This is a genomic window from Microscilla marina ATCC 23134 (assembly GCF_000169175.1).
In the GTDB taxonomy this organism is placed as follows: Bacteria; Bacteroidota; Bacteroidia; order Cytophagales; family Microscillaceae; genus Microscilla; species Microscilla marina.
In genome coordinates this window covers 35244-56758 of sequence record NZ_AAWS01000016.1, presented here as the reverse complement: position 1 = coordinate 56758, position 21515 = coordinate 35244, and the positions used below count along the sequence as shown (strand labels likewise).

Genomic DNA, 21515 nt, shown 5'->3' with positions numbered 1-21515 from the left:
AAAGGCGAAAAAGTGGACATGGAGCAATGGGAAGCCATCCACGAGGGCTTTTTGCGGTACTATTTTTCATTGAGCAGCACCGAGATAGATTCGCTTTCAGACGACGAGTTTGCCCGTCAGATTGCCCTGTTGGAATACATTAGAGACGAAGAACGCAAACAAACCGCCGTGAATGTGAGTCAGTCGGGAGTCTATAGTCAGTAGAAGAGAGTTTTCAGTTACAGCCTCAAGTCCTTAGCCATTAGCTTCTCCGTGCGGCGGAGTGGAGCAAAGCTCTCATTAGCTTTAGCCCGTCGCAGATAGCTCACGCGTCTGTTTGTTCAAATGCTCAATCCTTAAGGAACCGAACGTAGTGCGATGGCTCACTGCTATATTCTGAGACCTTAAGTAACAGAAATTAATGAGTATGAAACACTTACTCTCATTATCGCAAATTTAATAATAGTATAATAAAAAACTCCCGACTACGGACTCCTAACTACCGACTAAATGACCTACGACTTAAACCAATTGTACCAAAGAGCCTTCGGGCGTTTTATCGTGTACCCAGGATTAACTAAGCCAGGCAAGCTGGTAGAAAGCTATACCCCTGCGGCGCTTTTGGGTAAGGGCAAAAAACAAAGCTTGTTGAGCACCCCTATTATGATGCCGCTGAAACTGGATGATTATGCTTTTCCTTTGGAGCCGCTCATTGAGGTAAGTACCTCTAAATCTATTGTGATCAACCAAATGGTGAACGCCGAAACCAATGTACTGGAGGATATGGGGCTGGACAATTTTAAACTCACCATTCGGGGCTTTTTGGTCAGCGAACAAGCGGGCAGCGCTCCGCTGGATGAGCTACGCAAGCTGATGAAACTCATCAGGAAACGCAGCAGCCTCAAGGTAAACAATGAACTACTTGGTGCCTTTGGCATTCGGGAGCTTGCCATCTTGTCGGCGCGCTTTGGCGACCCCGAAGGAGGCATTGAGTTTAAGCCCTATACGCTGGAATGTATTTCAGACGAAGCGGTGGAGTTGAGGCTCAATCAAGATAAAGCGGACGCGTTTACTGATACCAGCCCGCTTCCCGAAAATTCAAGGTAAACCATACAAACAACTTTTATTTATGAGACACGCTAGTCTCTTTAGTGGTTTAGGCGGCTTCGATTTAGCCGCCCAAAGAATGGGCTGGGTCAATGTTTTCACCGTCGAAAACAACCCCTTTTGCCAAGCCATTCTCCGCCATTACTGGCCAGACACTATTCACTATGAAGACATCAGACAAACCAACTTCCACCCCTACTATGGCAAAGTCGACATCATTACAGGGGGATTCCCCTGCCAGCCATTCAGTAACGCAGGAAAACGCAGAGGAATCAACGATGAGCGTTATCTCTGGCCAGAAATGCTCCGCGCTATACAAGAGATCAGACCCACTTGGGTGCTGGGTGAAAACGTTGCTGGAATCGCCACGATGGTACTCCAGCCGCGTGTGGCTCACCTGGAAAGCGGGGCCAATGCTGAGGGCGAAACAATACACCGAACAATGGAAGCCGAAGCCGTTATCCACCGAATATGTGAAGACTTCGAAGCACTCGGCTATAGCGTCCAACCGATGGTTATTCCGGCTTGTGCCATCGAAGCGCCCCACCGAAGAGACCGGGTCTGGTTTTTGGCCTACACCCACCGTAGTGCAGCGCGATCATCCCGAACGGGTGGCACGCCTCAAGGAAATGGGAGCCAAAACCATGACGAGCCGAATGGCAGGCGAGCTACGCCCCAACAGTATACTAGACTATGCCATGTTTCATTCGCTGCTGCCCACCCCCACTACCCAGGAACCAGGCAGCCTCTGTACCCTTACCCCCAACGGCAGACGGCAGAGCAAAGATGGCAAGAACAGCTACAGTTTGAACCTGGGCAGAATGGCAGCAATGAAACTGTTGCCTGTTGCCAACCTAAATGGCGATATACCTATCCTGCCCCAAGGCAAGACTACAGGTTCCGCCCCGATTGGCAAACTCAATCCCCGGTTTGTGGCGGAGATAATGGGTTTCCCGCCAATGTGGACGGAATTACCCTTCCTCGCCTCCGAAACGAATCGATCAAAGGCTACGGAAACGCGGTAGTGGTGCCACTGGTGGTGGAGATTTTTCGGGGGATTGAGGGGGTGAATGCTTTGTAGTGGGAACCTATCTAATATGGTTAATCGCTTATAAAACCTTCCTACAATTTTGTTTATGAGTTACTGAGGTATAAATATTAACTTTTGTTTTGGGCAACCTAAAAAACAAAAAGAGGTAATGAGCTCACTAAATTACTGGTAAACTCAAATGCATAAAAACAACGAAGCCAGACATTTGTCAATATCTGGCTTGAACGAATATTTGTAACTTTATACATCTCGTAAGTACTGCCTTTCTATTACTTCTTCAGGTTGATCTTCATCATCCATTCTATTTTCTAGCTCATATTTGTTTACTCTAGCGTATTTTGTATTGTCATATACAGGCTCAATGCCAGTAAGTTGTTCAATCTTTTCTAATGCATTTTTTAACCTTGGAGCATTTAGTTGGTATATTTCTGGTTGAGGCTTTGCCAGCAAGTTATAGGGTAGCCATATATCTGCATCAGTGATAATTCTTATCCCCTCGTAACTAAATTGTATAGTAAAAATACCCTTGGAGGTTTTATGCTCGCTTTCTTGGAAAACTTCTGAGCTCCCAATCAGGTATAGGTCTTTTATAGGTAGCAGATGATTTATGTTAGAGTGCTGCAACAATAGTTTTTTAATATCTATTATTTCAGGGGTAATTACTTTTATATTTTCTTCCGTTGTATCATGTTTCGTGGGTTGATTAAAATAGCTGATTTCTATGTCTGTTAGTGTGAATAGGTGCAATTCATGCAATGTATTCAGTATAATATCAAGTATACTTAACCTCTTGCTCTTTTCATTATCAGAAGCAGGATTGAAGTTTTTTATAACCCCCATGCCCGCTTCAAAAAAATCATAAAACCATTCGGCTACTCCATATTGTCCTTGTGTAATTCTTTTGATAATCATATGTATGGATAAATAATACCCGACTTTCCGCACCTGTGTAGCTAAAACCGAGTAATTTATTAAACCACTGTTTATGAGGCGTTTATTCAAGGAGGTAGTATTTCCTAACTTCTTGCCCCAGTAACCTAATGACCTTTGTATGCATCTCATTCATATTAAGAATGAGCATAGGTTGTTCTTGATTAACCCACAAGCAGTGAATGCCTCTAAAAAACTCGAAAATCCATTTCATTGTGGGTTTTTGAGTTTCTTTTTTAGTTTGATCCAGGACAAACTCCTTTTCCTGCTGCAGGTTTTTTCTTAGTTCTCTCTCCAAAGCTGCATACACCATCAGCGATAATGCCATAATCATGAGTATAGCTTCAAGTCTCTCTGACTTTTTTACAAAGAAGCTATCAGCAAGGAAAGCTTTATCTTTCAAAAACCTAAAACCTTTCTCGACATTAGATTGTCCTTTGTAAGCCAGTAACTTATGTCCGTTCCCCCACCTTTGTGCTGTATCATTGGAAGCAATCACAAACTTGCCCTGTTTTTGTCTTAGTTGTTCATAGTGTGTGAGTTTGGTTAGTGGACACCCTGTAATACGATACCCTATGGTCTGTTTTTGAGCTCCTTTGGGAGGTTTACCTGGTTTTTTAAACCCCTTGACTTGTTGAAAATTCAGGTCTTCTATTGACAAGTACTGGCACTTTTTTGAAAATTGTTCCCAGGCTTTTTCTGCATCCTGTTTACAGCTAAAAACCTTTTTGCAAAGCTTGATAAAGTCTTGGTGCTCTTCACTGCTTTTTTTTAGGTAACGTTTTTTCAAACTATGAACATCCCGCTTATAACCTGCCTCAGAAAAGACAACCATCCATTCTTGTCTTACACCTCCATAGCTGTTGCATACTTTCTGGTAGCGGTAGTTTTTCAATTTTTCTTCTGTGAAGAATTGCATATGCTCTGGCTGTACCTGTAGGAGTAATTCTTGAACAGCAGTAAGCTTGGAAGGAACACGGGTGATCCAATAATGCCGACCTGAGATTTTACCGATGGTTTCCTCAGTGTATAAGGCACTATCTGCCACCCAACATATAGGCTGACCATTATTCTGCAAACGTTCTACATAATCATCAATGGTTTGACGAAAGCTTGTTTGGTCACTTGTATTGCCATGCAAACCTTCCATAAGCAAAGGTATGCCTGATGAGTTTTCTACTACCAAGTTAAGCATTACCTGATTTAGGTCAGGGCGGTGATCCCGGCTGTAACCTTGGGTGATGTGCAGGCAAGAAACCTCTGCTTTGTTAAGTTCACTATTATATTGACCTTCCAACCCAAAACTGGTCGCATCCAAGTGGCGAAACTCTGAATCTACTTCTTCTGACAAACCCAGTATTTCATAACTCTGTGCAGCCAAATGGCTGAATAACTCACTTACACCAAAGGCATACAAATCATCCAAGCAACGACCAAGACGATCATCATTGAACATTTCTGCGCTTAGATTTTCTCCTAATAAGTGAGCAACAGGCTTATCAGAAAAAAAATGAGGACTCAGGTATAAGCGACGCTCGGCAAAACCTAAACCATTTAAAATCAAGGCTTTGACGCAAGTACCTGTGCTTACTTGATGAAGCCCATTGGTGTTAGGTAAAAGCTCATCTATCTTGGAGCTCAAGTTTAAACGATCACACATGCCACTTACCAACCCTAAGTGGTCAAGGTTTTTACTTATGGGAAATGATTGCATACCAAAAAGTAAAACTTTTGGTCGGCATAAAAAAATAATGCTTTTGCAATCAAGTGATTACACTAATTATTTGTTTTCCCGAACATATGTGCGGAAAGTCGGATAATACCATTATTTCTCTAAAAAACTAATGAGTACTCTTCACTTAACACTTCTCCGTCAGGTGCCTCTAAATGATAGTCAATGGTGTAAAAAATACCCTTTTCTTTAAATTTAGATGTAATTAGGTCAAGTAAGCTATCAAGTTCTTGCTTAGTTTTGGTGTAACTTGCTGTCATTAAAAACTGAGTGACTTCGTTTGGTTGAATGTCTTTAGCTTCGCTTGGTTCAAAACATACACCTATATCTGTTCCTTCATAATCTATTACATTCTCGTTCTCAATAAGCTTTAGATCATTGATGTTGAGTGTTGCTTTTATAATGCTAATTAATTGTTGAATGCTTGCATTAAGTATTCCTCCTGTAATTATTGTAATCGGTAACCAAGAGGTAACAACTTTCGGTAATTAAGAGGTAACAACTATTCACATAAAAAAATACGCATAAGAGCCTAATTAACAGGTTTTTACATTCAAAAACCTGATTGTATTACCCCTAAAAAGTGTTACCTCTTAATTACGAAAAAGTGTTACTTTTTAATTACCGATCACATTATAAATCAGGAGTGTACGAAGTCTTATTAATCACTGATATACAGGTAGTTAATTACGTGTCAAGTACATGGATGTAGGGGTGAATCCTTGTGGTAGACCTTTCAAATAGCAAACATAAATGCATAAAATACCTTTTAAAGGAATAAATGCCCTTATTTGCACTCGTTTTAACTTGTAAAGTGTTTATTATCAAATAATTACAAAACTCTGTACACTTCTAATTATAAATTCGTTCATTGTTTATAGACAGAGCCGAATCCACAGATTCTTTTGATTAACTGATTTTAAGCCTGTAGCAGAACTACCACTTTTCCTCTTTTCAGAAAAACGGCATTACTGAAATGAGTATGCTATGGGTTTTCATTGAGGGTTAAATGTCTCAATTAATCAAATAAAAAATCATAATCCAGGTTTTCCTCGTATTCATCAACATCTGTCGATATTTCTACACCTAGCTTGTTTAGTATAAGTTTAACATTCTCTTGTAGCTCTCGCCAATCCAAATGATTAGTTTTAATTTTTGTATCCCATTCCAAAGTAAATATTTGTTTTACCTGTTGATGGAGGTTGTTCAAGTTTTGTATAAGGTCATCCAGCGCAGGGTATTTGATTTTAACAAATGCTATGGCATTGGAGGACAGGTAGCTTAAATGTTCTTCCAAATGGCTAAAGTAATCAACTTTATATGCTTTATTTTCGCCACTGTAATCATTGATCAGAATTAATAGGTTATGTATCAAGTGGTGATACATTAAATCAGCTATTAAGCTTTTAGTTTCTTCTTCTGATTTTTGATCATCTACATAAAAAATTAGGTTTTCAATATCTGTTGTTCCTGGTACCTTAAATACTTTTTTCATAAAAAATTAAATTATTGTCCTTTTATAAATGTATCACCAACTCCACCAGCTTTGAAGTTATCTGCGGGACTTGCCCTAAATAAAACCTTTTTGGGACCAATCTTATCTTTATATAACTTCCAATATTGTGTAGGAAAACCATCTAGAGAATGTTCCATCCCTGCTTTATTCCATACAAGAATAAATCTTTTTTTACCAACCTGTTTTATAAAAGAACCTTCTTTTCTCATAGGTTCCCAGCCTAGCTTTACTAGGTCATCAACAATATCGTCTAGTTTTTTAGTGGATAAGAATTTTCCAAGTGCTGGTATATCATCTAATTTATTGAGTAGCTGTACTCCCATCTTTGAAACTTGATGACTTTTTAATATTTTGAAGATGGCAGCTTCGTCCAAGCCTTTATTTTGCTGAATTTTATTGAATAACTCTTCTGCTGTTTTAAGTTTATCTGCATCACCTAGTTGCTTGGCTAAGTCATCCGATAGTTTGCGTACAAACTCCTCAAAACTTTTGACTCCTTCTAGTATATGGTAGTAGGCAGTTTTGCTAAAAGCACTCAGGTACTCCCAATCAAAGAAGGGGTTTGAATACATTCTTTGTGATAGTTTTAGCAAGTCCTGAGTAGCTTTCTTACGCAGAGAACTAATATCTGCCTTTGATAATTTAGTAATTTCATCACTACGGTTTTTAGCCGCTTTTTTAACCTTATCAAGTACATCATCCACTTTGGTTTTGGTAGCCGTGGCAATTACCTTCTTCAGGCTCTGAAACTTATTGATAATCGGCACCAACTTCTCAATCCTGGCGAGGTTTTTCACTATACCACCACCTGCGCTTACAATGGCAAGGGCTATTTCAAATACAATTTGCCCTAATACCTGCCCTCTAAAAAACCAGCGGTCATAAGGGTTAGGGGCATTCCATTTTTTTTCAAAGTCACCCAGTATTTTCCCAAACAGCTTTTGTACGTCATCCCAGGACATACTAAAGAGCTGCTTAAACATCGCATACAGTTCGCCCGTAAAGAGTTGATAAATGAGCTTTACCAAACCTGTAACGGTATCATACGCTCCTTTGAGTAGCCCATAGTTAAAACCTATCAAGAAGCCCGTAGAACCTTTACCAAATTCAATGGCAAGGTTGTGTATATCGCTGCGTTGGCTTAGTTTACCTGCTTTTTTCAAGTCATTGATATACTCAGTAGAAGGCAGCCTTACCGTATGGTCTTTCTTTATTCGGATGGTTTGGTATAAGTCACGGGCGGGTTTCATTGATGGGTCTAACAAATCACGCCACCAACTACCTCCTTCTCCAGTGTAATATACCCCAGGGTTGTCTTTGTTGAGGTTGGCAAAAGCTTCGGCAATGGTGCGTAAATCGTCGCCTACTTTGAGGTCATAAGTCGCTCCATATTCTTGTATGAGCAGCTTCTCCAGGGTTTCGCCCTTTTTTACCTCGTGCTTACGTTTGGTAAAAATGGCTTGGGGGTCGGGTATGTTTTGTTTGAGGTAACGCGCCTCTATCCATCCCGTTTGAGTTTTGCCGCTATCATCTACAATTTGTATCAATGCCCAACCTTCGTGTTCTTCATTACCATAGCCTATAATGGTTACTTTGGTGCCTTGGGGGTATACTTTGCTCGCAATGCCTTGCTTGAGTTGGTAGTCGTTGTCTTGAGTGTCAGGGGTACTATGAAGCCTGATGCCTTCTTTGGCGGTTACCAAGGCATCAAGCAATGCCACCGAACCTATATATTCGTTGTTGGGGTCAGCTTTGGGTTGCTGGCTCGGAAACACATACTCTATTACCCGTGTGCCCGCAGGGTTTTGAATGACAAAGTTAATCTTCTGTCGGTGTTCATCATCGGTGTATTGTGTCTTATTGAAATAGCTCACGTAGCGTGGGTCGCCTTCCTTGATTTTTTGTTGAATATGGGCATACACATCGCTCGTAGACAAAGGGTGAGTACCTGCACTAAATACGGGTTGTTCTCCGCTAAAATCAGCCGATACTCCAGTATAAATCAAGTACTCAAATTCGGTGTAATGGGTACGTTTGGGGTGAGGTATTTCAAAGGTGATGGGTTCGCCCCCACTGGTAGTTGTGCGCAAAGGAAAGTTTTCCGTAAAACGTGGGTCTTCGGCTTCTTTGCGTCTTTTGATCAAAATAAATATTTCTTTGGCATCAATGGGTTCGTCGCCTTTGTCTCCCTTGGTAAAGCGCGGTTTTTTGCCGCTAAAATCAGCCGTGATGCCCGTCTCCGTATCATAATACACCTTTGCTGTTTTCTCATTTTCCTTGCCTTCCTTACCTCCCTGGGGCATTTCTGGTACTCGGTGCCCACCTTCGGCAGCTTGTTCGGTGGGTGGTTGTTCTAAGGTAATCGTCCCTTTTTCGGGGTCATAGATATACTTTTGTTGATTGACCATTGCCGGAGCAAACACAAAGCTGTTCTTTGCCTGAACCTTGGGGGGCAGTTCAGGGCGAATGCTTTCGTAGTAGCGTTTCAAAGCCTCCTGAGCTATATCAAACTCGCCCAAGATGTACAAAGTATCTAAGTGAATGAAATGACTCAACTCCTGGAGACTTTCATCGTCAGTTACCAGTTGTCCCAATTGATCAATTTGGGGTAAGTGACTGGTGTCATAACGCTGTTTTTTGAGCTCCAGCTCTTCGGCAATGGTTCTTACTCTAAATCCACTGTTTTGCTCCTGCTCCTGTTGATAGAGCAAATAGTCATCATAACTGTCATCTTCGTATTCTGCCATTAGTAAACGAGTTTAGAGTTGTCAGGTAAGGAGAATGCATTAGGCGATAATAAAGCAGGGATTTGCTCAGGGTGAAAAGCCAAAATGCCACTAAAAAACGGTTCGCCTGGCAAAGGATTGACCACGCCAATCAAGCCCTCTTTTACCAAGGTGCTGCGCTCTAGTAAATATTCCATCAAATGCCCCCGCAAAAAGGTATTTCTACCCGCCATCAAAAACAGATAGGTTTCTCCCGTGGGAATAAAGCCTTTGAAACCTCGCCCCGATGCTCCACCCAAATCAGGGTGCAATCGGGCGCGCTCTATCAAAGGCAATAAATAGTCGGGGCGTATTTGGTTGGCAATTGTGAGGGCAAGCAATGCCCTATCTTCTACGCCTAACTGGTGCTGTTCGATAAATTGGGCATAAGGCGACGCTTGGGTATCAAGGGTGGGTGGTGACACTTGTCGTAAGTCTTGTTCGGTGTAAAACTTGAGCCAAAAAGCTGCTTTGTCTTTGAGTTGCAGGTTTTCCCTCACCTTCTTTTTTTGCTCCTCTGTCCAGTGTTCGGTGCCCGTTTTATATTCTTTCCAACTAAAGCCGGGGTGATAGTTAGCGGGGGCATCAATATAGTCTATAGGCAGCCAAGCATCTTTTATCTTGTCCGAAAGGCTTGATACAGCTTCATAATCGCTTTTGACTGTATCGGTAAAGGTGCAATAGTGCTTTACAAACCTAAACCAGCCGTCTTTTACTTCTTTGATCTCTATTCCAGAGCGGGAGTGATTGCCTTTGGTAATAAACAGCGGGTGTGGGTCGTCGTCAGGGTGGTAGAGGGTGCCAGGTTCGCTATAGACATAAGCGCCCTGAATAGTTTCTACCTGGTCGTCAGCTGTATAACCCCTCCTACGATGCACAGTATGTTCAAAGTCGGAGCGCACAAGGTGAAACTCCAAAGGCTCGTATTTAGCCCCCTTTCTGCCTGATTGGTGTATGCGAAGGTATTCGCTTACCCTGTCTTTGTAGCTTTCATTGCAATACAAAAACTCCCAACGGTAGTTAAAAAGCTCTGCAAGCCAATTCAGCTCTTTGAAAATCTGGTGGATATTGTTGGACATAAGTGTAGGATGAGTTTAGATGGTTGCTCTCTTTTTTGGGTAAGATAGCGGTTTTCGAGGGAATTTTCAAGAACATCAATCAACCCTCCTGCACCATCATTGCCCCATTGATCTTGCGGACAATCTCCTGTACAATAAAATCAGCCGATTGTTGCACCTCCTGACCTTTGGAGTCTAAACTGTTCACGTTTTCAATATTGGCAATACCATTAATTGCCCCCACATTAATATTGATATTGACCTGCTTGCTGCCTCCGCCCGTGATTTTGTTCATCCCACTCGCACTGGTGGTGGCAATTTCGTTACTGCCACCAGTAGGGTTTACCTTGGGGTGGCCAGGCTTTTTAGCGGGTGCAATCAAAGTATTGAAAGCCGCACCAGTCATCGTATCCACTGTTTTTTTCTTGCGGTCTTCATTGAACCTGTCTATTTCATCCTGTAGTTTTTGAACACGTTTTTTACGCTCTTTTTCTTCCTTTTCCTGTTGTTCTTCGGCAATAGTTTTAGGCTTTGGCTTTTTATCTTGCTGGATTTTATCCTTTTGTTTCTGACTCACGCTGTCTGCCTCTTTCGACATCACCCCAATCAGGCGCAGCCCTTGTTTGATCTTGTTGAACACCCAGCTAAACTTGTCAATCAACCAGTTGAACAAATCGCCTATGCCACCAAATACTTTGCCCACAGTGGTACCCAAACCTTCAAAGGCAACCCCTACCACTTTGAGCAAAATGCCCCCAATCCACAAAAAGAGCTTGCCCAAAGGAGTGAGCAGGCGTAAAATCACCCGAAGCACCGGGCGCAAACCATTGATCACTGCCGTGACGCCCCTCATGACACTATCCAGCAAGCCCCCCACATCCACGTTTGCCCGAAACGAGTCGGCAAGCTGGTAGACAAAAGGCAGTACCATATTTACCACCCCGGTGATTGCCTTCCAGATGTGCCCAAAGTTGTCCATAATCGTATTTGCCACATTGAGCACCACCTCAATCAAGGGTGATAGTGCCCCAATCAGGTTGCCCGCAATGTTCCATACATCCTGGCTGACCATCAGCAGGTTGGTGCGTAGCCCACCCAGGAGTTGCTGAAGACGATCTTTCATGGGGGCAAAGGTAGTGGCAAGGCGGTTGATCAAACCTGAGATATTAGTAAGCATGGTCGCAATAAAAGGCGAGACAAAGCTGACTGCCTGGGCAATGCCCTGTACCACTTCTTTTACGCCAAGCGAAGCATTGCCAAAGTCGCCCAGACTACCTTGTGCCCCCAACAAATCGCGTTTGAACTGCCCAAAGGCTTTACGTAAAGGTGCAAAAGCATCGCTGAGGGTTTTGTAATACGTTCCGAAGTTTTCGCCCAGGTTGCTCAGCACCCCTGTCATTGATTGAGTCATCCGGCGCAGGAAAGGGTCAAAGCGGTCGCCGATTTCAATCATCAACCCACTAAAAGCTGACTTTGCCTTGGTGACATCCCCCGCCAGGTTATCTTCCATGGTTTTGGCCATTTTTTTGGCAGTACCTTCAGAAGTTGCCAGAATCAGATTGTACGCCTTGAGTGCCTCCGCTCCTTTGAGTACAGTCTCTCCTCCATTTTTGAGGGCAGCCTGCAAACGTTTTTCCCCAATGAGTCGCTTCATCAGCGCTACCTGGGTGGCATTGGTGGCATCAATTTGTATTTTTTTTCGGGTGTCAAGTAAAGTTGAAAAGTTTTTAAGCGCGTTGGCGCCAAAAAGAGTAGATAAAGTCGCTTGCTTTTGCCTGTCAGTCATATTGGCGGTGACCCGTTCAAGCTCCTGGGTCATGCTGGCCAGCCCAATAAATTTACCTTTGGAGTCAAACATTTCAATGCCCAGTCCTTTCATTAATGTGCGCATTTGGCGGGTGGGTTTGGCAAGTCTGCTCAACCCTGAGGCAAGGGTAGTGGTTGCCATAGAACCTGTAAGCGTGCCATCTCCCAAAATGCCAATGGCCGCAGCTGACTCTTCCAGAGTAATACCCAGCGGTTTAGCAGTAGACATCAGGTAAGTAAAACTTTCGGTCAGCCCCTCAATATCGGTGGCTGAAGAACTGGCCGTTTTCGCCAAAATATCCGCTACATAAGTAGCTTTGCCTGCCTCAAAACCAAAACCATTGACAATGCCTGAAGTAGTTTTGGCGGCTTTACCAAGACTTACCCCCGAAGCCGCCGCCAGGTCAAGCACTCCACCCAAGGCACTCGCCGAATCTTTGGCAGTAAAACCAGCCCTGGTCAGTTCCTCTAAACCTTCACCCGCTTCTTTGGCGCTAAACTTAGTGCTTTTACCCATTTCCATGGCTTTTTTGCGCATTATTTGCATATCAGCCCCGGCAGCTCCAGTCACTGCCTGCACCCGGCTCATTTGGGCATTAAAGCCCATACTTTCTTTGACTGCCACCCCAAAAGCAAGGGTAGCTGCCACGCCTATAGCAAGCAGGGCTTTTTTGAGTCCTTTAAAGGCAGCAATCACCCCTGAAGCAACTACCTGACGAAGCTTGCCCATTTTACGGGTGACCCTTGAGGCGGCATTGCCTACAGCAGCGACAGCCTGACTTGCCGCCGGGAAGCGTTGCTGAAGCTTGCCCGCTGCCTTACTTGCCTGAGCTCCGAGCTGTTCTACCTTAGACCTGGTATTGCCAGCCAGCTTGTTTAGCTTTTCCACTTTGGAACTTGCCAGGTCCCGCATTTTGAGGGCAAACTCGTAGATTTTCATGGCGACGAAGCTGCACAAAAATCAAAAGGGAGTAAAATTGTTTTTTTTGGGATTGGAGATTTTTAGTGTTTGATATAGCTTAATGCCTTCTTTGGAAAAAGTCAAGATTGACTCTCATCTGGTTAAGAAGCTTTTTATCGACGTTTTTTCAAACAAAAAATTGACTTTATCGACGTTTTTCCAGACATTTGTTTGAAAAAACGTCGATTGATTGCTCATAATTTAAAATATCTTCGCTCAGAGGTGAAAAAAACTACCCAATCCAGAGTGGCTAAGCACTTAGGTATTTCTCGATCTGCGTGGGTAGATTATGAACTTGGTAAAGCTCTACCAAAAGCTAATGTACTCATTAAAATTGCTGAATATTTTGGGGTGAGCATTGATGATTTACTCAAGGTTAATCTTAAGAAAAAAACAATACCTTCCGTTAATAACATTCGTCTAATCCCTGTTGAAACAACTGGTAAAGTCACACAAAATATTGATTTCATACCTGTAAAAGCAAAAGCTGGTTATTCACAAGGATATGGTGAAGAATCATACATCAAAGAGTTATTCCGTTTTACATTACCTAAGTTGCCTGATGGAAATTATAGAGCATTTGAAATAGAAGGTGATTCTATGCCCCCTTTACAAGATGGGTTTATTGTTATTGGAAAATATATCGAAAACTTTCATAACATAAAAAACAATCATAGATATATTGTATTATTGAAAGAGGAAGGGGTTGTTTTCAAAAAAGTAATTAATGAGGTATCAAAAAATCAACAATTGTTATTAGTATCTGATAATACAAACTATTTACCTTACTCAGTAAATATTGATGAAGTATTAGAAATTTGGGAAATGGCAGCTTTTATTGGGTTTCCTGGTTCTGATGCTTCTACTCAAGATTTGATTTTAGATAAGTTAGAGCTAATCAACCAACAATTAAACAGTTTATCAAATAAAACAACATGAATAATGACATTTCCATTATCGAACATTTAGGCTTTACACCTGGCGTGCAAGACGTACAAGTAGATACTCTTTCTATGTCTGCTCTGAAACGTCATTATGTAAATCAGGTAAAAGATTTTGGAATTGATAAAGTGTATTTTTCAGGAGAGTTTCCTTCAGTATACTTTAAAGAAGTAACTGATTTTGGTAAGCAAACTCAACAGGAAATATTGGAGGTTCAGAGAAAAATTTGGAATCAAGGCAAAGTTCCGTTTTTGTATGTAGAAAGCCCTACTGAAATCAGGGTTTTTAATTGCTACGCAAAACCTTTGCATGACTTTCAAGACAAAAAACCTGACATCACAAAAGATTTATTAGTTTATCAAACGACCCTTAATGATTTAACTGAGTTAGAGCAGGTTTTTGGCAAAGTAGCCATAGAGTCAGGACGTTTTTGGAAAGAAGAGAAGTATGCAAAGCAGGTTAAAACAGAGACTCGTATTGAAAAGGCTTTAGTTGAAAACCTGAAAAAAACCCGCAAGGCTCTGTCTAAAGATTTGCCAGTAGAGGTTATACATGATTTACTGCTACGTTCATTATTTATTTTATATCTGGAAGATAGAAAAGCCACCGATGCAGCTTTTTATCAAAAATATACTGGCGCACAAAATTCACAAACTTATTTTGATGTTTTAAATGACGTAAAAGGAACTTATAAATTATATGCAAAATTAGAGGATGCTTTTAATGGAAATTTAAGCCCAATCACAGCAGAAGAAACAAAAATAGTAACCATACAGCACTTACAAGAAATAAGAAAATGCTTTTGGTCAGAAAGAAGAGAAGATGGACAGCTAAAGTTATTTGATTGGAGAATATTTTCTTTTGATGTAATTCCTGTATTGCTATTAAGTAATATTTATGAAGACTTTCTGGAAAAGGAAGAAGGCGAAGCCAGCAAAACAAAAAAAGGAGCATTTTATACCCCACCTGCCTTGGCAGAGTTTATTCTAAACGAGGTATTACCTTATCCAACTAAAGACGATACCAACTATCAGGTAAAAACCCTTGATCCTACTTGTGGCTCAGGTATTTTTCTGGTAGAAACCTTGAACCGATTATTGGATAGGTGGCAAGTAGCACACCCAAACCAAAGCCTTTCTTTTGAAGTTATCTGCCAAATCGTACAAGACAATATCTTTGGGATTGAGATAGAAAAAGAAGCCATTAAGGTAGCTGCCTTTAGCCTGTATTTGGCTATGTTAGACAGGTTGGAACCCAAAACACTTTGGCAAACTGCCCGTTTTCCTTACTTAATTTATGACCCTGATAATGATGCTGACAAACAAGGTGCTAACCTATTTAGAATGAGTAGCTTGTCAACAGGGGCTTTTGAAAATATCGATTTTGATTTGGTAGTGGGTAACCCTCCTTTTAGTAGAGGTGGTTTGTCTAACGAAATTAAAACTTACTTAAAAAAGTATGACTTTGCTAGTGAGATGGTCTTGGCATTTTTACATCGCGCAACTACTCTTTGTCCTCATGGTAAGATTGCATTGGTCTGTGCAGCTAAACCAATATTATTTAACCATCTGAAGCCCTATCAAAACTTCAGACAGTTTCTTTTTCAGGAAACTTATGTAGAAAAAGTATACAACTTCTCCGTTTTAAGAAATGTATCAAAAAAACAAGGGGGTAGAAACTTATTTGCTTCTGCTACAAGCCCAGTGAGTGTAGTGTTTTATAGTAAAAATAAGCCCGTAAAAATGCCTGAAAAGTTAATGTATTGTGCCCCTAAGACTGCTATTAAAAATCGCATGATTGATGGGATAGCCATTGATTCTACAGATATTAAATATTTACCCCGTGAAGAATGCCAAAAACCAAATACTAATATTTGGAAAGTGGCTATGTGGGGAAGCGAACAAGATTTTGATCTAATACAAAGGCTTCAATCAAAACAAAATTTGGAGGATTTTTTTGTAAAAAATGGATGGAATGATCGAGGAGATGGGTTAAAAACATCAAACCCAAAAAATATTCCTAATCAATTAATAAAAAACGATTTACATTTACCTGCAAAGCAAATAAGAAGGTATTTTACACCTAAAACTTTTGCTGTAAATATTGAAGATGTAAAGTTTCATCGACTTGGAAAAATATCCGCTTATCAAGCTCCTCACATAGTTATAAAAAAAGGTCTAACTAACAAAGAGTATTGTGTTTCCTATGTTGATTATAATAGTTCTTTTAAATCCACTATCTACGGAATACACCATAAGGACTCTGGCAAACTAAAAATACTAACTGCATACCTGAACTCATCTTTTGCAAAATATTTTATGTTTTTAACCACTGCAAGTTGGGGAATAGAACGTGAGGAAGTAAAACCTGATGAGGCATTTCAATTACCTGACTTATGTTTTTCATTACCTAAAAATACCTCAAAAGCAATTTTAAAAGCTTTTGACCAAATCGTTGAAGTTAAAAAAGCCAATGTGATCAATGAAGAACCCCAAATAAATGCTTTGGAGAAGGAAATAGATGAATTGTTTTGGAAGGTTTTGAATTTTTCAGAAACAGAGCAAATATTCATCAACGATTTACTAGACTATAGTTTAGATGCCTTTATGGAAAAAGAAAAGTCTAAGGCATTCAAACCTGTTAGTAATGAAGAGCAAAAAGCGTATGCAGAGTATGTATGCAAAACCATGAACAGTTTTTTAATTTCCCCTGAAAGTGAAGGTATTAGTGTATGGGTAACATTGGTAAATACACAAGAAAGCAAAAATCCCTTAAATGTTGTCGTAGTTAATTTTGGAAACGAAAAACCTGCCGGGCATGTTGAAGAGCTACCTATGGGCAAAATAACCAATATTTTAAAAACAATAGAACAATATTCTTACGAGGAATATGCAGAAAGCATGTATTATCGTAAATTTATAAGATACTATACAGAAGACAAAGCATACATTATCAAGCCTAACGAAAAGAGGTTTTGGTCACGATCAATGGCTATCAATGATGCAAACGAAATAATTGGAGATAACCTGACAGATTAAGCATGGGCAATCAGCTAAAAATAAACTTAAAAAAAGCAATACAGACAAGCTTTCACACCTTATGTCATCAACTACTGATAGAAGGTTACAGTGCCATGCTTAAGGAAAGAGATGAGGCGGAATTTAATCATAAAAGACATAAGGAACTACAAAACCTTTTAGGGGATAATACATGTGTACCGCCCTTAGATTTTGATTTTAAAGAATGGGGAGAAGAAGATATAAGTGAAACATTATTAGAAAAGATGCAAATACAACCAATGGCTTCCTTACACAAAATTTCGGTGCAGCGTGAATATTACCTTAGTAGAAAAGAGGCAACCAGTAAAAAAACATCAGCTAAAGAAGCAAGACGAATTGATTTCCATTTTTCTAATTGGACAGAAGAAAACGAGAAAAAGTACTTCGCAGAAGCTAAAAATGTTTCTTGTAATGATTGGGCTAAAAAGTCAGGAGCAAAGATTCAAGCTTCTAATACTGTTGCCCGTTATATAGCCACAGGAATTAAAGCTTTAGTTGATGAGAAATATGAGAAAATTCAAGGTTGTATGCTGGCTTATGTAGTTAATGGACTTCCTTCTGATGCCGTAGAAAAACTCAATAAGAAACTTCAAAAAGACAGTTTACCCCCTAAATATGGTCTAATTGAAAACAAACATACTATTCAAAATTATGAAGAATGCTATAGCTCAAATAACCCCAATGCGCCTATTAATAAAACCATTAAACATATTTTTTTGAAGTTTAGTTGATCGTTTATTACTGACAAAGCCACCTTTACTCAAACAAATACACCCCATTTTCTTTGAATAAAAAATAGTTCAAATCTATCAAATCCCACACAGGCTCAAACACAGTCAAGCCTTTACTTATCCCCAAAAAAACTCCTCCCTAAAATCCTTGAGCATTGTTAAGTTGCTCCCATGCTCACATTCAATACCCAAGTCATATTTACCCCTGCCACTGGTGGCACGCAGTACCTGTTAGACAGTTTTACCTCGCTGGAAATCACCAGTTCGTGGAAAAACCTGGGTGATATGGCTGTGCTGAAGTTGGGTAGGTTAAGGGGTCAGTTCAACAAACAGCTCAAAGAAGGAGATGGAATAGAAATCAAACTGGGCTACGACGGCGAACTGCATACCGAATTCAAAGGTTACATTGCCCAGCTGCTCCCCAACCAACCCTTCGAGATGCATTGTGTGGATGAGGTCTACCATTTGCAGCGCTCCAACCTCAACAAAACCTGGAAGCACGCCACTTTGAAGGAAGTAATTGAAGAAGCAATCAAGGGCTTTGAGGTGGAGTTTGTGAACCCCAAAGAGGTGCCCGAAGTAGCCCTTGCCCCCTTTCGGGTGGCCAATGCCAGCGCCGCCAAAGTGTTGCAAAAGCTCAAAGACAACTACGGGCTGGCGATGTATTTCCGGGGCAAGCAGTTGTACGTGGGCTTGCCTTATTCAGAGGATGTAGCGGCTACTACTGGGGTAGATGAAGCACCTGTGGTGTATGACTTACAGCGAAACGTGCTTGCCACCGAGTTGGAATACCGCCGCAAGGAGGACATCAAGATTAAGCTCAAGGCGACTTCATACCTCAAAAACAATCAAAAACTGGAAGTGTACGCGGGTAGTGAAGAAGGCGAGCTGAGAACCTGGATTTCGCCTGAGCCCATTGCGGACAAGGACACTTTGCAAAAAATTGCGGACGAAAAAGTCAAGCTGTACCGCTACGAGGGCTACAAGGGGGGAATCAAAACCCTGGGCATTCCACACGTGGTGCATTCGGCACGCTGCCAAATCCTGGATGCTGACTACCCCGAACGTGAGGGATTGTATTTTGTAGATGAAGTAAAAACCACGGTCAGCAAAACCGGGGGCTTCAAGCGAGCCGTCAAAATTGGACGGAGGGCTCAGTAAACGATGGACGAACAGATCAACGCTTTTATTGCTTCTATCAGGCGAATTATGGAGGCTTTACCCACTGACAGCAAAAATATTCGGGGTACGGTGACAGAGGTAGACGAAGCCGCCCGCACGTGTGAAGTGCAGCCTTTGGGCGGCGAAGCCCCCCTGCCCGATGTACGTCTGGTAGCAAGTATTGATAGTGAGGCAATAGGCGGGGTAGTGTTTATTCCCAAAATAGGCAGTGCGGTGATTGTGTCGATGCTCGAAGCTTCGGAAAGTGAGGCTTATGTGACCAGTTTTGGGGAAGTAGAAAAGCTAATCATCCGGTTTAGCGAAGACAGCTTTGCCGAGTTGAGCGAAGCAGGTTTGAGCTACAAAAACGATGAGTTGGAAGTAAACCTGAGCCAGGATGCCCACCAATTGAAAGTGGGTGATTTGAGCGTGCAACTGACCGCCGATCAGCTTTCACTCAACGGAGACAGTGCAGGTGGGCTGATCAAAATCAAAGAGCTCAAAACCGAGTGGAATAAGAACAAGGCCATTCTGGATGGCTTGGTTCAAGTACTTTCGGGACCACCCATTCCAGAACCTGGCAATGGCAGCCCTTCGGCATTGCAGGCCTCCCTCAAGGGAGCTGTGGCGGGCAAACAGACCGGGGTATTAAAAGATTCGATCATCAACAAAAAAGTAACGCACGGTGATGGCGACAACTGACCCTAACAACTGGCGCAAGGTGATAGATGTGCTGCTCTCGGAAGTGGATGGAGACCTCGCTTTTGAAAACGGTGACTTTGCTCTGGGCGATGCCACCGTACAGCATCAGGCACATCACCTGGTGGCAAACAAAGGGGATTTGCGTGCTACCCCCCAGGCAGGTGTTGGGCTACACATATTTCTGGGCGACGAAAACCGGGATTTGAGTGAGATGCGCGCCGAGATTGAGCTCCAACTGGAGCTCGATGGGCAAACCATAGAATCGGTGCGCATTGACCTGACCCAGGGAGAAGGGCACGAGCTGGTGCAGATTGAGGCGGGGTGGAGTAATTAAATGGTTGAATGGTTTCGCTTCGCTAATGGTTAAATGGTTAAATGGTTAGCGCAAAGCGATGATTGATACACCGATATAGATATGATACAAGTTTATACTACTTACGAGGGGCAAAATATCATAGACCTTGCCCTGCAACTCTATGGAAACCCCCAGGCATTTTTTGTGCTTTTGGACGACAACCCCACGCTTTCGCTGGATGAGGAGATTGCAGCAGGTACCAAGGTTAGGTATGACCCTGATAAAGTAGACATTCGTGACTATCCCTTGGTCAAATACTTTCAAAATAAGTTGCCCCAGGCGGTAATTGTAAAAACAGGAAATTAAGATAGCAAACGCATGGCAAGAACCCTTACTCAAATACGCAACGAACTGCTGGCGGCCAAGGCTGCCGAACCCAAGCTCGATGCCCTGGATTCTCCCTCTAATTTTGCGATCTGGCGACTCTGGCTCTATGTGGTGGCCATGGCAGCCTGGACGCTGGAGCAACTCTTTGACCGACACAAGGCAGCAGTGGAAGCCCGGCTCGCACAAAGCATATTTGGCTCGGCAGAATGGTTTGTGCTACAGGCAACGAAATTTCAGTACGGAGACAACCTGATCAGGGATCAAAATGGAGCACTGGGTTATGCCCAGGTATCTCTCGAAAAACAAATCATCAGCCAAGCCGCCATTTCGGTGGCCAGCGGCAATGACAACGTTGCCACGCTCAAGGTAGCCAAAACAGTGGACGGACAGCCGGGGCAACTTTCGGCAGGCGAACTTGCCGCGCTTCGTGGGTATGTTGACCGACTTCAACCGCCTGGGGCGTACCTTTTAGTCAACAGTTTGCCCGGCGATACGATTAAAATTAGCCTGGAAGTATACTATAACCCTTTGCTGGAACCTGCCTCGCTCAAAACCGCCATTGAAACCGCCATCAAGCAGCACTTAGCCAGCTTACCCTTTGACGGGAAAATACTGAAATCTAAAATTGTAGATGCAGTTCAGGCAGTGGCAGGAGTAGAAGATGTAGTCATTACATTATTTGAAGCCAAGGCAAGTGGAGAAACTTACACTCCAGTAAACCGGGTGTACATCCCCAAATCGGGCTATGTAAAACTGGATAGTGAACACCCACTCAAAGATCACCTCACTTTAAAAACTCCTTTATAAAATAAGTAAAAGCATGACCATTGACTGGAACAAATTTGTACGTTGGCTAGTGCCTTCGTACCTCAAAAAGGAGCAAGCACGGCATTTGGCTTGGCTGCAAGTAATGCTTACCCCCATCAAAACCTTGCACGCAAAGTTTGTGGCTTTTAGGGTGGCCACCCAGCTGGAAATCGCCATCAGCAACCAAACGATGGTGCTCGAAGAAGAGCTCAACCGAAGATTAGGGTTGAGCAAGGAGGTCATCATCATCAACCAAACGTATCAGAAAAACCGCCGCTATATCTATTACCTCAGCGAAGCCTCCAGTTTGCAATATTATCGTTACTCTTTGAGCAAAATTGTCGAAAAAAACATCATTCCAAAGTTTAGCTATGCGCTGGGCGAATTTCAGGGAGAGTACGATTTTGTAGTACAGATTCCAGCACTGAGTGAGGATCAACAACTTCAGATTCGTGCCTTTATCGATAAATACAAATTACCCGATAAGGTTTATGCAATTATCACCAAAGAATAAGCAGCACACACT

Annotated in this window: 18 protein-coding genes; 12 read left to right on the top strand and 6 right to left on the bottom strand. The window is 42.0% G+C overall.

Features of this window, described 5'->3' with window-relative positions; translation table 11 throughout:
• Nucleotides 1–18 precede the first annotated feature (18 nt).
• The 3 genes from M23134_RS16295 (at nt 19) to M23134_RS16285 (ending at nt 2167) form a co-directional block, all read left to right on the top strand.
• Nucleotides 19–204, top strand: a complete 186-nt coding sequence (locus M23134_RS16295) for a hypothetical protein (RefSeq protein WP_002698042.1) — start codon at nt 19–21, stop codon at nt 202–204.
• A 285-nt stretch (nt 205–489) separates the two neighbouring features.
• A complete protein-coding gene (locus tag M23134_RS16290; RefSeq protein WP_002698040.1) occupies nt 490–1086 on the top strand; it encodes a DUF6046 domain-containing protein in 597 nt (198 codons plus the stop codon).
• A 22-nt stretch (nt 1087–1108) separates the two neighbouring features.
• A complete protein-coding gene (locus tag M23134_RS16285) occupies nt 1109–2167 on the top strand; it encodes a DNA cytosine methyltransferase (protein WP_002698038.1) in 1059 nt (352 codons plus the stop codon).
• 210 nt (nt 2168–2377) lie between these two features.
• Here M23134_RS16285 and M23134_RS16280 read toward each other — a convergent pair whose 3' ends face one another.
• From M23134_RS16280 to M23134_RS38310, 6 genes are all read right to left on the bottom strand, one after another.
• Complete coding sequence (locus tag M23134_RS16280) at nt 2378–3049, bottom strand: hypothetical protein (RefSeq protein ID WP_002698036.1); 672 nt, start codon at nt 3047–3049, stop codon at nt 2378–2380.
• 82 nt (nt 3050–3131) lie between these two features.
• Nucleotides 3132–4781: an IS1634 family transposase gene (locus M23134_RS16275; RefSeq protein ID WP_002698035.1), complete on the bottom strand. Its 1650-nt coding sequence runs from the start codon at nt 4779–4781 to the stop codon at nt 3132–3134.
• A gap of 1036 nt (nt 4782–5817) precedes the next feature.
• Complete coding sequence (locus M23134_RS16270; RefSeq protein WP_002698031.1) at nt 5818–6294, bottom strand: hypothetical protein; 477 nt, start codon at nt 6292–6294, stop codon at nt 5818–5820.
• A gap of 11 nt (nt 6295–6305) precedes the next feature.
• The gene (locus M23134_RS16265; RefSeq protein WP_002698029.1) at nt 6306–9062 is read right to left on the bottom strand and encodes an SH3 domain-containing protein; all 2757 of its coding nucleotides are present in this window, start codon (nt 9060–9062) and stop codon (nt 6306–6308) included.
• The gene (locus tag M23134_RS16260; protein WP_002698027.1) at nt 9062–10159 is read right to left on the bottom strand and encodes a hypothetical protein; all 1098 of its coding nucleotides are present in this window, start codon (nt 10157–10159) and stop codon (nt 9062–9064) included. The genes M23134_RS16265 and M23134_RS16260 overlap by 1 nt, the downstream gene beginning before the upstream one ends.
• Before the next feature lie 79 nt (nt 10160–10238).
• On the bottom strand, nt 10239–12884 hold the full coding sequence (locus M23134_RS38310; RefSeq protein ID WP_002698025.1) for a phage tail tape measure protein: 2646 nt from the start codon (nt 12882–12884) through the stop codon (nt 10239–10241).
• A gap of 192 nt (nt 12885–13076) precedes the next feature.
• On the opposite strand from M23134_RS38310, the gene M23134_RS16250 reads away from it, so the two are divergent.
• From M23134_RS16250 to M23134_RS16210, 9 genes are all read left to right on the top strand, one after another.
• On the top strand, nt 13077–13844 hold the full coding sequence (locus M23134_RS16250) for an XRE family transcriptional regulator (RefSeq protein ID WP_002698023.1): 768 nt from the start codon (nt 13077–13079) through the stop codon (nt 13842–13844).
• Complete coding sequence (locus tag M23134_RS16245; protein WP_002698021.1) at nt 13841–16885, top strand: HsdM family class I SAM-dependent methyltransferase; 3045 nt, start codon at nt 13841–13843, stop codon at nt 16883–16885. Before M23134_RS16250 ends, M23134_RS16245 begins: the two co-directional genes overlap by 4 nt.
• A 2-nt stretch (nt 16886–16887) precedes the next feature.
• Nucleotides 16888–17637 carry a hypothetical protein gene (locus M23134_RS16240; protein ID WP_002698020.1) on the top strand — a complete coding sequence of 250 codons (750 nt, stop codon included), beginning with the start codon at nt 16888–16890 and terminating at the stop codon, nt 17635–17637.
• A gap of 171 nt (nt 17638–17808) precedes the next feature.
• A complete protein-coding gene (locus M23134_RS16235) occupies nt 17809–18798 on the top strand; it encodes a hypothetical protein (protein ID WP_002698019.1) in 990 nt (329 codons plus the stop codon).
• A gap of 3 nt (nt 18799–18801) precedes the next feature.
• The gene (locus tag M23134_RS38305) at nt 18802–19500 is read left to right on the top strand and encodes a hypothetical protein (protein ID WP_002698018.1); all 699 of its coding nucleotides are present in this window, start codon (nt 18802–18804) and stop codon (nt 19498–19500) included.
• Complete coding sequence (locus tag M23134_RS16225; protein WP_002698017.1) at nt 19487–19834, top strand: hypothetical protein; 348 nt, start codon at nt 19487–19489, stop codon at nt 19832–19834. Before M23134_RS38305 ends, M23134_RS16225 begins: the two co-directional genes overlap by 14 nt.
• 81 nt (nt 19835–19915) lie before the next feature.
• The gene (locus M23134_RS16220) at nt 19916–20161 is read left to right on the top strand and encodes a hypothetical protein (protein ID WP_002698016.1); all 246 of its coding nucleotides are present in this window, start codon (nt 19916–19918) and stop codon (nt 20159–20161) included.
• A 12-nt stretch (nt 20162–20173) separates the two neighbouring features.
• Nucleotides 20174–20989: a baseplate J/gp47 family protein gene (locus M23134_RS16215; RefSeq protein ID WP_002698015.1), complete on the top strand. Its 816-nt coding sequence runs from the start codon at nt 20174–20176 to the stop codon at nt 20987–20989.
• Between the two features lie 13 nt (nt 20990–21002).
• Nucleotides 21003–21503, top strand: coding sequence for a hypothetical protein (locus M23134_RS16210; protein ID WP_002698014.1), 501 nt, complete (start codon nt 21003–21005; stop codon nt 21501–21503).
• The last annotated feature ends 12 nt before the right edge of the window (nt 21504–21515 follow it).